Annotated in this window: 21 protein-coding genes; 20 read left to right on the top strand and 1 reads right to left on the bottom strand. The window is 60.5% G+C overall.

Going from position 1 to position 13399, the window contains the following annotated elements:
- Nucleotides 1-29: 29 nt before the first annotated feature.
- A complete protein-coding gene (locus DES47_RS23450; protein ID WP_166652131.1) occupies nucleotides 30-467 on the bottom strand; it encodes a putative toxin-antitoxin system toxin component, PIN family in 438 nt (145 codons plus the stop codon).
- Nucleotides 468-785: 318 nt separating this feature from the next.
- Here DES47_RS23450 and rpsL point away from each other — a divergent pair, with 318 nt between their 5' ends.
- From rpsL to rpsN, 20 genes are all read left to right on the top strand, one after another.
- A complete protein-coding gene (gene rpsL / locus DES47_RS23445) occupies nucleotides 786-1163 on the top strand; it encodes a 30S ribosomal protein S12 (protein WP_133703202.1) in 378 nt (125 codons plus the stop codon).
- Nucleotides 1164-1326: 163 nt separating this feature from the next.
- A complete protein-coding gene (gene rpsG / locus DES47_RS23440; RefSeq protein WP_133703201.1) occupies nucleotides 1327-1797 on the top strand; it encodes a 30S ribosomal protein S7 in 471 nt (156 codons plus the stop codon).
- Nucleotides 1798-1866: 69 nt separating this feature from the next.
- The gene (fusA, locus tag DES47_RS23435; RefSeq protein ID WP_133703200.1) at nucleotides 1867-3969 is read left to right on the top strand and encodes an elongation factor G; all 2103 of its coding nucleotides are present in this window, start codon (nucleotides 1867-1869) and stop codon (nucleotides 3967-3969) included.
- Nucleotides 3970-4167: 198 nt separating this feature from the next.
- Nucleotides 4168-5358 (top strand): elongation factor Tu, encoded by a 1191-nt coding sequence (gene tuf / locus DES47_RS23430; protein WP_133703199.1) that lies wholly within the window; start codon nucleotides 4168-4170, stop codon nucleotides 5356-5358.
- Between the two features lie 107 nt (nucleotides 5359-5465).
- Nucleotides 5466-5777 carry a 30S ribosomal protein S10 gene (rpsJ, locus tag DES47_RS23425; RefSeq protein WP_077036467.1) on the top strand — a complete coding sequence of 104 codons (312 nt, stop codon included), beginning with the start codon at nucleotides 5466-5468 and terminating at the stop codon, nucleotides 5775-5777.
- 233 nt (nucleotides 5778-6010) lie between these two features.
- Nucleotides 6011-6682, top strand: coding sequence for a 50S ribosomal protein L3 (rplC, locus tag DES47_RS23420; protein ID WP_133703198.1), 672 nt, complete (start codon nucleotides 6011-6013; stop codon nucleotides 6680-6682).
- Nucleotides 6682-7302 carry a 50S ribosomal protein L4 gene (gene rplD / locus DES47_RS23415; RefSeq protein ID WP_133703197.1) on the top strand — a complete coding sequence of 207 codons (621 nt, stop codon included), beginning with the start codon at nucleotides 6682-6684 and terminating at the stop codon, nucleotides 7300-7302. Before rplC ends, rplD begins: the two co-directional genes overlap by 1 nt.
- The gene (gene rplW, locus DES47_RS23410; protein ID WP_133703196.1) at nucleotides 7299-7613 is read left to right on the top strand and encodes a 50S ribosomal protein L23; all 315 of its coding nucleotides are present in this window, start codon (nucleotides 7299-7301) and stop codon (nucleotides 7611-7613) included. Before rplD ends, rplW begins: the two co-directional genes overlap by 4 nt.
- On the top strand, nucleotides 7613-8437 hold the full coding sequence (gene rplB / locus DES47_RS23405) for a 50S ribosomal protein L2 (protein WP_133703195.1): 825 nt from the start codon (nucleotides 7613-7615) through the stop codon (nucleotides 8435-8437). Before rplW ends, rplB begins: the two co-directional genes overlap by 1 nt.
- 13 nt (nucleotides 8438-8450) lie before the next feature.
- A complete protein-coding gene (gene rpsS, locus DES47_RS23400; protein WP_133703194.1) occupies nucleotides 8451-8729 on the top strand; it encodes a 30S ribosomal protein S19 in 279 nt (92 codons plus the stop codon).
- Between the two features lie 11 nt (nucleotides 8730-8740).
- Nucleotides 8741-9070, top strand: a complete 330-nt coding sequence (gene rplV, locus DES47_RS23395; RefSeq protein WP_133703193.1) for a 50S ribosomal protein L22 — start codon at nucleotides 8741-8743, stop codon at nucleotides 9068-9070.
- Between the two features lie 16 nt (nucleotides 9071-9086).
- Nucleotides 9087-9953, top strand: coding sequence for a 30S ribosomal protein S3 (gene rpsC, locus DES47_RS23390; RefSeq protein WP_133703192.1), 867 nt, complete (start codon nucleotides 9087-9089; stop codon nucleotides 9951-9953).
- Nucleotides 9954-9955: 2 nt separating this feature from the next.
- The gene (gene rplP / locus DES47_RS23385; protein WP_133703191.1) at nucleotides 9956-10372 is read left to right on the top strand and encodes a 50S ribosomal protein L16; all 417 of its coding nucleotides are present in this window, start codon (nucleotides 9956-9958) and stop codon (nucleotides 10370-10372) included.
- Nucleotides 10373-10393: 21 nt separating this feature from the next.
- A complete protein-coding gene (gene rpmC, locus DES47_RS23380) occupies nucleotides 10394-10594 on the top strand; it encodes a 50S ribosomal protein L29 (protein WP_133703190.1) in 201 nt (66 codons plus the stop codon).
- Nucleotides 10591-10860: a 30S ribosomal protein S17 gene (gene rpsQ, locus DES47_RS23375; RefSeq protein ID WP_133703189.1), complete on the top strand. Its 270-nt coding sequence runs from the start codon at nucleotides 10591-10593 to the stop codon at nucleotides 10858-10860. The genes rpmC and rpsQ overlap by 4 nt, the downstream gene beginning before the upstream one ends.
- Before the next feature lie 141 nt (nucleotides 10861-11001).
- The gene (locus tag DES47_RS23370) at nucleotides 11002-11517 is read left to right on the top strand and encodes a peroxiredoxin (RefSeq protein WP_133703188.1); all 516 of its coding nucleotides are present in this window, start codon (nucleotides 11002-11004) and stop codon (nucleotides 11515-11517) included.
- A gap of 301 nt (nucleotides 11518-11818) precedes the next feature.
- On the top strand, nucleotides 11819-12187 hold the full coding sequence (gene rplN / locus DES47_RS23365; RefSeq protein WP_133703187.1) for a 50S ribosomal protein L14: 369 nt from the start codon (nucleotides 11819-11821) through the stop codon (nucleotides 12185-12187).
- Between the two features lie 26 nt (nucleotides 12188-12213).
- Nucleotides 12214-12531 (top strand): 50S ribosomal protein L24, encoded by a 318-nt coding sequence (gene rplX, locus DES47_RS23360; protein ID WP_133703186.1) that lies wholly within the window; start codon nucleotides 12214-12216, stop codon nucleotides 12529-12531.
- 10 nt (nucleotides 12532-12541) lie between these two features.
- Nucleotides 12542-13081, top strand: coding sequence for a 50S ribosomal protein L5 (gene rplE / locus DES47_RS23355; protein ID WP_133703185.1), 540 nt, complete (start codon nucleotides 12542-12544; stop codon nucleotides 13079-13081).
- 8 nt (nucleotides 13082-13089) lie between these two features.
- Nucleotides 13090-13395, top strand: coding sequence for a 30S ribosomal protein S14 (gene rpsN / locus DES47_RS23350; RefSeq protein ID WP_133703184.1), 306 nt, complete (start codon nucleotides 13090-13092; stop codon nucleotides 13393-13395).
- Nucleotides 13396-13399: the final 4 nt, after the last annotated feature.

Below are 13399 nucleotides of genomic sequence, written 5' to 3'. Positions count from 1 at the left end.
CCGAAAGGCTGCCTCCGGGCAGCCTTTTTTCATGGTGCGGCGCTTCCTCGTTGAGCCTGCTGCTTGGCCCAGGCCACAGGCGTGATGATCTGGACCCCATAGGCGCGCGCCCGCTTGGCAAGGGCCAGCACCGCTCGGTCGCGGCTGAACAGCCAGCGCGCCTTCACCGCGACGGCCAGGTCCAGAAACATCTGGTCGTCCGGATCGCGGCAGCGCAGCAGATGCAGGGCGCTGGGGGCCTCGTCGGGCAGGCGATGGGCGTGACGCTCGAAGCTGTCGGCAATCAGGGCCAGATCCGGCTGCCAGGCGGCGGCCACGCCGCGCCCCAGCACATGCAGCAGCTCGGCGTACATCCTGGGTGTGGTGCACCAGTTCAGCCGCGACTGCGTCACGGCTTCGCTCAAAGCGAGGCAGGACGGATCCCGGAACACCAGCCAGTCCATCACGATCTGGGTGTCGATGACCACGGGCGTGTCAGCGGATTGAGTGGGCTCGGCTTGCATTGAGTAGGGATTTGGCGCCTGATGCGTCGCTCGGGTGGCGGCGCATTGTCGCGCATCAGCGGCCCAAAACCGGCAAGGCTTGCGGGCAAGGCCCTGCCCACATATAATGGAAAGCTTTTCGGCAGTTTCTGCTGCGCTTTTGCGCTGCCAACTGATTGAACAATGGACGCTCCAGGCCAGGCTTGGAGCGCTTTGCTGTTTGTCACGCAGGCCCCAAGAGTGCTGTTTTCGCAGGCGCTGTGTCGAAAAGAATGTGTGACTTCAAACGGGAACAAGTTACTTATGCCAACCATCAATCAGCTCGTGCGCTTCGGTCGTCAGACCGAAACCACGAAGTCCAAATCGCCGGCGATGCAGGGCAGCCCCCAGCGTCGTGGCGTGTGCACTCGCGTGTACACCACCACTCCGAAGAAGCCGAACTCTGCGCTGCGTAAAGTTGCCAAGGTTCGTCTGACCAACGGTTTCGAAATCATCTCCTACATCGGCGGTGAAGGCCACAACCTGCAAGAGCACAGTGTCGTGCTGGTGCGCGGCGGCCGTGTCAAGGACTTGCCGGGTGTGCGTTACCACATCGTGCGCGGTTCGCTCGACTTGCAAGGCGTGAAAGACCGCAAGCAGTCGCGTTCCAAGTACGGCGCGAAGCGTCCGAAGAAGGCCTAACAGCCAAATCGTCTTGGTCTGGAATTCGTCCAGGCCTGGTTTTTTAGCGGTTCGTGCTCCATTGAGGATGCTCGACCGAGTAAGTGAATGGCCCGCTTGCAGTAAGTGGTCGTTCGCGGTCCGGGATTCATCCCGTGCCAACTGAAGCAAAAGGAAGTGTGATATGCCACGTCGTCGCGAAGTACCCAAGCGCGAGATCCTGCCCGATCCGAAATTCGGCAGCGTTGATCTCTCGAAGTTCATGAACGTTGTGATGGAGTCGGGCAAGAAGGCTGTTGCCGAGCGCATCATCTACGGCGCTCTGGAACAAGTCGAAAAGAAGGCCGGCAAGGACCCGTTGGAGGTCTTCATGGTTGCCTTGAACAACGTCAAGCCCATGGTCGAAGTGAAGTCCCGCCGCGTCGGCGGTGCGAACTACCAAGTTCCCGTGGAAGTTCGTCCCGTCCGCCGCGTGGCTCTGGCTATGCGTTGGTTGAAGGAATCGGCCCGCAAGCGCGGCGAGAAGTCGATGGCTCAGCGCCTTGCTGGCGAGTTGCTGGAGGCCTCGGAAGGCCGCGGCGGCGCCATGAAGAAGCGTGATGAAGTCCACCGCATGGCAGAGGCCAACAAGGCCTTCTCGCACTTCCGCTTCTAAACTACACCGTTCTGGCCGCCTCGGGTTAACACTAACCCGATGGCGGCTCACTGCATTTGGAGTCACACCATGGCCCGCAAGACCCCCATCGAGCGCTACCGCAATATCGGTATCTCCGCGCACATCGATGCTGGCAAGACCACAACGACCGAGCGCATCCTGTTTTACACGGGTGTGAACCACAAGATTGGTGAGGTGCATGATGGCGCCGCCACCATGGACTGGATGGAGCAAGAGCAGGAGCGTGGCATCACGATCACCTCGGCTGCGACGACCTGCTTCTGGAAGGGCATGGACCTGGCTCGCCCCGAGCACCGCATCAACATCATCGACACCCCCGGACACGTTGACTTCACGATTGAAGTCGAGCGCTCGATGCGCGTGCTGGACGGCGCCTGCATGGTGTACTGCGCTGTGGGCGGTGTGCAGCCGCAGTCGGAGACTGTCTGGCGCCAGGCCAACAAGTACAAGGTGCCGCGTCTGGCCTTTGTGAATAAGATGGACCGCACCGGTGCCAACTTCTACAAGGTCGTTGACCAGATGAAGCTGCGCCTGAAGGCGAACCCGGTGCCCATCGTTCTGCCGATCGGCGCCGAAGAAAACTTCAAGGGCGTGATCGACCTGATCAAGATGAAGGCCATCTTCTGGGACGAGGCGTCGCAGGGCATGAAGTTCGACTACCGCGAGATCCCGGCCGAATTGCTGGCCGAAGCTCAAAAGTGGCGCGACAACATGGTCGAGGCGGCCGCCGAGTCCAGCGAAGACATGATGAACAAGTACCTCGAGTCGGGTGAACTGACCGAAGAGGACATCATCCTGGGCATCCGCACCCGCACCATCGCCGCTGAAATCCAGCCGATGTTCTGCGGTACTGCCTTCAAGAACAAGGGCGTGCAGCGCATGCTGGACGGCGTGATCGACTTTATGCCTTCGCCCATCGACGTGCCGCCGGTTCCGGGCACGGACGAGGACGACCAGCCTACGACGCGCGATGCGTCCGACGCCGCCAAGTTCTCGGCCCTGGCCTTCAAGCTGATGACCGACCCCTATGTCGGTCAGCTGACCTTTGTGCGCGTCTATTCCGGCGTGCTGAAGTCGGGTGACTCGGTGTTCAACCCAATCCGGGGCAAGAAAGAGCGCATCGGCCGTATCTTGCAGATGCACGCCAACCAGCGCGAAGAAATCTCGGAAATTCTGGCCGGTGACATCGCTGCCTGCGTCGGTTTGAAGGACGTGACGACCGGCGAAACCCTGTGCGATCCGGACTCGATCATCACCTTGGAAAAGATGGTGTTCCCGGAGCCGGTGATTTCGCAGGCCGTCGAACCCAAGACCAAGGCCGACCAGGAAAAGATGGGTATCGCCCTGGGTCGTCTGGCCAAGGAGGATCCTTCGTTCCGTCTGCGTACTGACGAAGAGTCGGGCCAGACCATCATTTCCGGCATGGGTGAGTTGCACCTGGAAATCATTGTCGACCGCATGAAGCGCGAGTTCGGCGTGGAAGCCAACGTCGGCAAGCCGCAAGTGGCCTACCGCGAAACCATCCGCAAGACCGCGACCGATGTCGAAGGCAAGTTCGTGCGTCAATCGGGCGGCAAGGGCCAGTATGGTCACGTCGTGCTGACGGTCGAGCCGCAGGAGCCGGGCAAGGGCTTCGAGTTCGTCGACGCCATCAAGGGCGGTGTGGTTCCTCGTGAATTCATCCCCGCGGTCGAAAAGGGCATCCTGGACTCGCTGCCGAATGGCGTGCTGGCCGGTTTCCCGGTGGTGGACGTCAAGGTCACGCTGACCTTCGGTTCGTACCACGAAGTGGACTCGAACGAAAACGCATTCAAGATGGCCGCTTCGATGGGCTTCAAGGACGGCTGCCGCAAGGCTTCGCCGGTGATCCTGGAGCCGATGATGGCCGTGGAAGTCGAGACTCCTGAAGACTATGCCGGTAACGTGATGGGCGATCTGTCCAGCCGTCGCGGCATGGTGCAGGGCATGGACGACATGGTCGGTGGCGGCAAGGTCATCAAGGCCGAAGTCCCGCTGTCGGAGATGTTCGGCTACTCGACTACGCTGCGCTCGATGTCGCAAGGCCGCGCCACGTACACGATGGAGTTCAAGCACTATTCGGAAGCCCCGAAGAACGTGGCTGAAGCCATCATTACCGCCCGCGGCAAATAACGTCTTGGGGTCAGATCTGCGCAGCAGCTCTGACCCCACTGGCTAGAGATTTGCTCGCAAACCTCGATCCGTATTGGTTGTACTGAATTCAAGAATCGTCTTCGCAGAGGCTTTCCCGGTTGCCAGTCGCCGGGGCTCAAAAGCACTGCGGAAACGCTAAACCCACAGACTGGCGCATGCTCTTTTTGGAGATAAAAAATGGCAAAAGGCAAGTTTGAACGCACCAAGCCCCACGTGAACGTGGGCACGATTGGTCACGTTGACCATGGCAAGACGACGCTGACGGCGGCGATCACGACGGTGCTGTCGACCAAGTTCGGCGGCGAAGCCAAGGCGTACGACCAGATCGACGCGGCTCCGGAAGAGAAGGCACGCGGCATTACCATCAATACCGCTCACGTCGAGTACGAAACGGCGAATCGCCACTACGCTCACGTTGACTGCCCCGGCCACGCTGACTATGTGAAGAACATGATCACCGGCGCCGCACAGATGGACGGCGCGATCCTGGTGTGCTCGGCCGCTGACGGCCCCATGCCCCAGACCCGCGAACACATCCTGCTGGCCCGCCAGGTGGGCGTGCCTTACATCATCGTGTTCCTGAACAAGTGCGACATGGTCGACGACGCCGAGCTGCTCGAGCTGGTCGAAATGGAAGTGCGCGAGCTCCTGGACAAGTACGACTTCCCTGGCGACGCCACCCCCATCATCCACGGCAGCGCCAAGCTGGCCATGGAAGGCGACAAGGGTCCCCTGGGCGAACAAGCCATCTTCAAGCTGGCCGACGCACTGGACAGCTATATCCCCACGCCTGAGCGTGCAGTGGACGGCGCCTTCCTGATGCCCGTGGAAGACGTGTTCTCGATCTCGGGTCGCGGCACCGTGGTGACCGGCCGTATCGAGCGCGGCATCATCAAGGTCGGCGAAGAAATCGAAATCGTCGGCATCGCCGACACCCAGAAGACCACCTGCACCGGCGTGGAAATGTTCCGCAAGCTGCTGGACCAAGGTCAAGCGGGCGACAACGTCGGCATTCTGCTGCGCGGCACCAAGCGCGAAGACGTGCAGCGCGGCCAAGTGCTGTGCAAGCCCGGTTCGGTCAAGCCGCACACCCACTTCACGGCAGAAATCTATGTTCTGTCCAAGGAAGAGGGCGGCCGCCACACCCCGTTCTTCAACAACTACCGTCCCCAGTTCTACTTCCGCACGACGGACGTGACCGGTGCCGTGGAGTTGCCGAAGGACAAGGAAATGGTCATGCCTGGCGACAACGTCAGCATCACCGTGAAGCTGATCGCACCGATCGCCATGGAAGAAGGCCTGCGCTTCGCCATCCGTGAAGGCGGTCGTACCGTCGGCGCCGGCGTCGTGGCCACCATCCTGGCCTGATTTTGCGTGACTCGCCCCAAGCCGTAGGGCCTGGGGCGTCCACAAAACTATGCGGCCGTTGCCGGTAAGTTGCCCACAACGGCTGATCGCTCTTTGAAGGAATCGTCATGCAAAAGCAAAAGATCCGCATCCGCCTGAAGGCATTTGATTACAAGCTGATCGACCAATCGGCTCTGGAAATCGTTGAGACCGCGAAGCGCACCGGCGCCATCGTCAAGGGCCCCGTGCCCCTGCCGACGCGCATGCAGCGTTTTGACATCCTGCGCTCGCCGCACGTCAACAAGTCTTCGCGTGACCAGTTCGAAATCCGCACCCATCAGCGCCTGATGGACATCGTCGATCCCACCGACAAGACGGTTGATGCTTTGATGAAGCTCGACCTGCCGGCCGGCGTGGACGTCGAAATCAAGCTGCAGTAATGCACTTGTCTGGCCGGTGCCTTCGGACATCGGCCAGCAGCAATCGATAACGCTTGCCCTATCGCTTGCGGGTTCATCCCCAGGCGGTATATACTCGCAAGCTTTCCCGCGATGGCTTAGGCCTATCGCGGGTTGAGCGCTTCAGCAAGCTACTTGCTGAAGCACCTAGTCAGCCCGGCCAATCGATGTCGGGCATACGAAACAAAGGCTCCTAGCGGGGCTGGAGAAAAACCATGAGTCTTAGCAATCGTCTCGGATTGCTGGGCCGCAAGGTGGGCATGATGCGCATCTTCACGGACGACGGCGACGCCGTTCCTGTGACAGTGCTCGATGTGTCCAACAACCGCGTGACCCAGGTCAAGACCGCAGAGATAGACGGCTACAGCGCCATTCAAGTGGCGTTCGGCTCGCGCAAAGCATCGCGCGTGACCAAGCCCGAAGCTGGCCACCTTGCGAAAGCAGGCGTCGAAGCCGGCGAAATTCTCAAAGAATTCCGCGTGACCGCTGAAGTCGCTGCCGAGTACAAGGCAGGCGCAACCCTGCCCGTGTCGATGTTCGCCGTGGGCCAGATGGTCGACGTGCAGGGCACCTCGATCGGTAAGGGCTTCACCGGCACCATCAAGCGCCACAACTTCAAGTCGCAGCGTGCGTCCCACGGTAACAGCCGTTCGCACAATGTGCCTGGTTCCATCTCGATGGCCCAGGATCCGGGCCGCGTGTTCCCGGGCAAGAAGATGTCGGGCCATCGCGGTGATGAGACCGTGACCACGCAAAACCTGGACATCGTGCGCATTGACGAGGCTCGTCAACTGCTGCTGGTTCGTGGTGCGGTGCCGGGTGCAAAGAACGGCCATCTGGTCGTGCACCCCGCAGTCAAGGCCAAGCTCAAGAAAGGGGCCAACTGATGCAGCTCGAGCTCCTGAATGAGCAAGGTCAGGCCACCGCCAAGGTGGACGCTCCTGATACCGTGTTTGCTCGCGACTACAACGAAGCCCTGGTGCACCAGGTGGTCGTGGCCTTCCAGGCCAACGCCCGCCAAGGTACCCGTGCTCAGCTGGACCGCGCCCAAGTCAAGCACTCCACGAAGAAGCCCTGGCGCCAAAAGGGCACCGGCCGCGCTCGTGCGGGTATGACGTCCTCGCCCCTGTGGCGCGGAGGCGGTCGTATTTTCCCGAACAGCCCGGACGAAAACTTCACGCAGAAGGTCAACAAGAAGATGTATCGCGCCGGTATGGCCGCGATCCTCTCGCAGTTGGCTCGCGAAGGCCGCCTGGCTGTGGTGGACTCGATCTCGATCGAAGCCCCCAAGACCAAGCTGCTGGCTTCCAAGCTGAAGGCCATGGGTCTGGACTCGGTGCTGCTGATCGCTGATCAAGTGGACGACAACCTGCTGCTGGCCTCGCGCAATCTGGCCAACGTGCTGGTGATCGAGCCTCGCTACGCCGACCCCCTGTCGCTGGTCTTCTACAAGAAGGTGCTGGTGACCAAGGGTGCGATGGAGCAACTCAAGGAGATGCTGGCATGAGCGCAACCAAACTGAAGCAAGACCGTTTGGCCCAGGTTCTGCTGGCACCGATCGTGTCTGAAAAGGCCACCATGGCCGCCGAGAAGCACAACCAGGTCCTGTTCAAGGTCCTGCGCGATGCGACCAAGCCTGAAATCAAGGCCGCCGTTGAGCTGATGTTCAAGGTCGAGGTTGAAGCGGTGAATGTGGTGAACGTCAAGGGCAAGGTCAAGCGTTTCGGTCGTTCGATCGGCCGCCGTGACCATGTCAAGAAGGCGTATGTTTCGCTGAAGGCGGGCCAAGAGCTCAACTTCTCCGGGGAGGCTGCGTAATGGCTGTCGTAAAAGTCAAACCCACTTCCCCCGGCCGCCGTGCCGTTGTGAAGGTGGTGCACAAGCATCTGCACAAGGGCGCGCCTGAGGCGTCGCTGCTGGAGCCGCAGATGCAGAATGCTGGCCGTAATAACAACGGTCACATCACCATCCGCCATCGCGGCGGTGGCCACAAGCATCATTACCGCGTTGTCGACTTCGTGCGCAACAAGGATGGCATTCCTGCCAAGGTCGAGCGTATTGAATACGACCCGAACCGTACGGCCCACATCGCTCTGGTGTGCTATGCCGACGGCGAGCGTCGCTACATCATCGCTCCGCGTGGTTTGGAAGTCGGTGCAAAGATATTGAGCGGCTCGGAAGCGCCGATCAAGGCCGGCAACACCCTGCCGATCCGCAACATCCCCGTGGGCTCGACGATGCATTGCGTCGAGATGCTGCCTGGCAAGGGTGCGCAGATTGCGCGCTCGGCCGGTACCTCGGTGGTGCTGCTGGCGCGTGAAGGCACTTACGCCCAGGTCCGCCTGCGCTCGGGTGAAGTCCGCAAGATCCATATCGAGTGCCGCGCCACGATTGGCGAGGTTTCCAATGAAGAGCACAGCCTGCGCCAGTACGGCAAGGCCGGCGCGATTCGCTGGAAGGGCATCCGCCCGACGGTTCGTGGCGTTGCCATGAACCCGGTGGATCACCCGCACGGTGGTGGTGAAGGTCGTACCGGTGAAGGTCAAGCACCTGTGTCGCCGTGGAACACCCTCACCAAGGGCTACCGCACTCGTAACAACAAGCGCACGCAGACATACATCGTGTCGCGTCGCAAGAAGTAAGGGGTAGCGCACCATGACTCGTTCATTGAAGAAGGGCCCGTTCGTTGACCATCACCTGTTGGCCAAGGTCGACAAGGCGGTTGCCAACAAGGACAAAAAGCCTATCAAGACTTGGTCGCGTCGCTCGACGATCCTGCCGGAATTCATCGGCCTGACGATCGCTGTGCACAACGGCAAGCAACACGTTCCGGTGTATGTGTCTGACCAGATGGTCGGCCACAAGCTGGGTGAATTCGCGCTGACCCGCACCTTCAAAGGCCATCCGGCCGACAAGAAGGCCGGGAAGAAGTAAGGATGCCAACGATGGAAACCAAAGCAATCGTTCGCGGTGTTCGCCTCTCGTGTGACAAGGGTCGCCTGGTGGCTGACCTGATCCGCGGCAAGAAGGTGGATCAGGCGCTCAACATCCTGACCTTCACCCAGAAAAAAGCGGCCTTGATCATCAAGAAGGCGGTCGAGTCGGCAATTGCCAACGCTGAACACAACGACGGCGCCGATATTGACGAACTCAAGATCACGTCGATCTATGTGGAACAAGGTGCCACGCTGAAGCGTTTCTCCGCCCGTGCAAAGGGTCGGGGCAATCGCATCAGCAAGCCCACTTGCCACATCTTCGTGTCGGTCGGCAACTGAAGGCTGAAGGAAGACTATGGGACAAAAAATCCACCCGACCGGCTTCCGGCTGCCAGTCACCCGTAATTGGGCCTCGCGCTGGTACGCGTCGAACCAAAACTTCGCCACGATGCTGGCCGAAGACCTGAAGGTGCGTGAGTTCTTGAAGGCGCGTCTGAAGAATGCCGCGGTTTCGCGCATTCTGATCGAGCGCCCCGCCAAGAACGCCCGCATCACGATCTACTCCGCCCGTCCGGGCGTGGTGATCGGCAAGAAGGGCGAAGACATTGAGAACCTGAAGGCCGAGCTGACCAAGCGTCTGGGCGTGCCGGTGGCAGTCAACATCGAGGAAGTGCGCAAGCCCGAAATCGATGCTCAGCTGATCGCCGACTCGATCACCCAGCAGCTGGAAAAGCGCATCATGTTCCGCCGCGCGATGAAGCGTGCGATGCAGAACGCGATGCGTCTGGGCGCTCAAGGCATCAAGATCATGTCCTCGGGCCGCTTGAACGGCATTGAAATCGCTCGTTGCGAGTGGTACCGCGAAGGCCGCGTGCCGCTTCACACCCTGCGTGCTGACATCGACTATGGCTTCTCCGAGGCCAAGACGACCTACGGCATCATCGGCGTGAAGTGCTGGGTCTATCGTGGCGACCGCCTGGCCAACGGCGATGCGCCGGTGATCAAGAGCGAAGCAGGTGACGATGATCGCCGCCCGCGCCGCAACACCCGTCCGGGCGCACCTGGTGCACCGAGCGGCCGTGGTCGCCCTGGTGGTGACCGTGGTCCCCGTGCCGACGGTCCCGCCGCTGCCGCCCCCGCTGGCGATGCAACCAAGCCCGCAGCCAAGCGTGTCGTGCGTAAGCCCGCCGCCCCCGCTGCTGGCGAGGTCAAAGGAGAATAAGCATGCTGCAACCCGCTCGTCGCAAATTCCGCAAGGAGCAGAAGGGTCGTAACACTGGCGTCGCCACTCGTGGCGCCAACGTGTCCTTCGGTGACTTCGGTCTGAAGGCGACCGAACGTGGCCGTCTGACGGCCCGCCAGATCGAGGCTGCACGTCGTGCAATCTCCCGTCACGTGAAGCGTGGCGGCCGCATCTGGATCCGCATCTTCCCCGACAAGCCCATCTCTCATAAGCCTGCCGAAGTCCGTATGGGCAACGGTAAGGGCAACCCTGAGTACTACGTCGCTGAAATTCAGCCCGGCAAGGTGCTCTATGAGATCAATGGCGTGGCGGAAGAACTCGCCCGCGAAGCGTTTCTGCTGGCTTCGGCCAAGCTGCCGCTGCGCACCGTGTTCGTCACGCGCCAAATCGGCACTTGACGCGCCACATCGGAGAATCCTATGAATGCATCTGAACTGCGCAGCAAGGACGTGGCCGCCCTCGAAAAGGAAGTGTCCGACCTGCTGAAGGCCCATTTCGGCCTGCGCATGCAAAAGGCTACCCAGCAACTGACGAATCACACAGTGCTGGGCAATACCCGTCGCGACATCGCTCGTGCCAAGACCATCCTGGCCGAGAAGAAGAAGGGAGCGGCGAAATGACGCAAGCTCAAGAAAAGAACACCCGCACCCTGGTGGGGCGTGTGGTCAGCGACAAGCGCGCCAAGACCGTGACCGTGCTGGTGGAACGCCGCACGAAGCACGAGCTGTACGGCAAGATTGTCGCCCGTTCGCGCAAGTACCACGCGCATGACGAGACCAACGCTTACGGCCTCGGCGATGTGGTGGAAATCTCGGAAAGCCGTCCGTTGTCCAAGACCAAGAACTGGGTCGTGACCCGTCTGGTCGAGAAGGCGCAAGTCGTCTAAAGCCCTTGGTGCTTGAGGTGTTCGCACCTCTTTGCGCCGGAACGGCCGGAACGCTGGAATACTGGCGTCCGGCCGTTTTGCATTTTTCACGCCCCGCAGGCCAATCCGCCGGGGATGTTGTTTCAACTCAAGGAGACTGTTGTGCTCAAAGTTGGTGACAAGCTGCCCGCAGGCAGCCTGCAGGAATTCGTCGAGGTCGAAGGCAATGGCTGCTCGCTAGGCCCCAACAGCTTCGACATTGAAAAGACCACCGCCGGCAAGAAGATCGCCATCTTCGCGCTGCCGGGGGCCTACACGCCGACCTGTTCGGCCCAGCATGTGCCGGGTTACAAGCAGCAGGCCGAGGCTTTGAAGGCCGCCGGTGTGGACGAGATCTGGTGCGTGTCCGTCAACGACGCCTTCGTGATGGGCGCTTGGGGGCGCGATCAAGGCACGTCCGGCGCTGTGCGCATGATGGCCGACGGCAGTGCCGACTTCACCAAGGCCACCGGCCTGACCTTGGACCTGGGTGCGCGTGGCATGGGCCTGCGCTCGCAGCGCTACTCGATGCTGGTGGTCGATGGCGTTGTCAAGACGCTCAACGTCGAAGCTCCAGGCAAGTTCGAAGTCAGCGATGCCAACACCATGCTGGCCCAGGCCAAGCAGTTGCTCGCCTGAGTTGTTGATGTACGGAGGGCCCCTGAGCGGGCTCTCTAGATTGATGCAAGAAGCTTGTTGACACCAAGTCACAAACTGCTGCATAATCCAAAGCTTCGCCGGATCTGCCGGCTGCGTCGAACGACGCAGCCGCACTGGCAGCACCCCAGCGGTGTTGCCGCGATCCGGTTCCGCCCAAAACCGCCGGGCTCGTGGGATCCTCATCAGCGATGAGCGATGTCGCAAGACTGGTCCTCGGGCCCAAGACTGACCGCTGCAGCCGGCATGAGCCAGGTGAATGCGGGAGAAGTTGGGGACAGACATGATTCAAATGCAATCGCGACTCGAAGTCGCGGACAACACTGGCGCCAAGTCCGTCATGTGCATCAAGGTGCTTGGCGGTTCCAAGCGTCGGTATGCCGGGATTGGTGACATTATCAAGGTCAGCATCAAAGAAGCTGCACCGCGTGGCCGCGTCAAAAAAGGCGAGGTCTACAGCGCTGTGGTGGTGCGTACCGCCAAGGGCGTGCGTCGTCAAGACGGCTCGCTGATCAAGTTTGATGGCAATGCAGCCGTGCTGCTGAATGCCAAGCTTGAGCCTATCGGCACCCGTATCTTCGGCCCGGTGACGCGTGAACTGCGTACCGAGCGTTTCATGAAGATCGTGTCGCTGGCGCCCGAAGTGCTCTGAGCGCAGCCACAGTCAAAGGTATTGCCATGAACAAGATTCGTACAGGCGACCAGGTCATTGTTTTGACCGGTCGTGACAAAGGCAAGCGCGGCACCGTGTCGCAGCGAGTCGATGACGCTCACCTCGTGGTGGATGGCGTCAATATGGTCAAGAAGCACGTCAAGCCCAACCCCATGAAGGGTACCACCGGTGGTGTGGTGGACAAGACGATGCCCATTCATCAATCCAACGTGGCGATTTTTAACGCTGCATCCGGCAAGGCCGATCGCGTGGGCATCAAGTTGCTCGCCGATGGCAAGAAGGTGCGCGTTTACAAGTCGACCGGCGAAGAGATCAAGGCTTAAGAGGTTCGACATGGCTCGTTTGCAAGCGTTTTATCGCGAAAAGGTGCTGCCGGACCTCGTGCAGAAGTTCGGTTACACGTCCGTCATGGAAGTGCCGCGCATCACCAAGATCACCCTGAACATGGGTGTTAGTGAAGCCGTCGCCGACAAGAAGGTGATGGACCACGCCGTGGGTGACTTGACCAAGATTGCCGGCCAAAAGCCCGTGGTCACCAAGTCGAAGAAGGCAATCGCCGGCTTCAAGATCCGCGACAGCGTCCCGATCGGCTGCATGGTCACCCTGCGTGGTGTTCGCATGTACGAATTCCTGGACCGTTTCGTCACCATCGCGCTGCCGCGCGTTCGTGACTTCCGCGGTATCTCGGGTCGTTCGTTCGACGGCCGTGGCAACTACAACATCGGCGTGAAAGAGCAGATCATTTTCCCGGAAGTGGAATATGACAAGGTTGATGCTCTGCGTGGTCTGAACATCAGCATCACGACGTCGGCCAAGAACGACGACGAATGCAAGGCGCTGCTGGCTGCCTTCAAATTCCCGTTCAAGAACTGAGGTGATACGTGGCTAAGACTTCCCTCATCCAACGCGAACTGAAGCGCGCCAACCTGGTTGCCAAGTACGCAACCAAGTACGCTGCCCTGAAGGCGATCATCGACGACTCGAAGAAGTCGGACGAAGAGCGTTACGCAGCGCGTCTGGAACTGCAAAAGTTCCCCCGCAACGCATACCCCACCCGTCAGCGCAATCGTTGCGCGTTGACTGGCCGTCCTCGCGGTACGTTCCGCAAGTTCGGTCTGGGCCGCAACAAGATCCGCGAGCTGGCTTTCAAAGGCGACATCCCTGGTGTCGTCAAGGCCAGCTGGTAATCGG

Origin of the sequence: Roseateles toxinivorans (genome assembly GCF_004362525.1) — a bacterium.
Lineage (GTDB): Bacteria > Pseudomonadota > Gammaproteobacteria > Burkholderiales > Burkholderiaceae_C > Paucibacter > Paucibacter toxinivorans.
The sequence above is the reverse complement of the archived record's forward strand: the minus strand, read 5'-3'. Positions and strand labels throughout refer to the sequence as shown.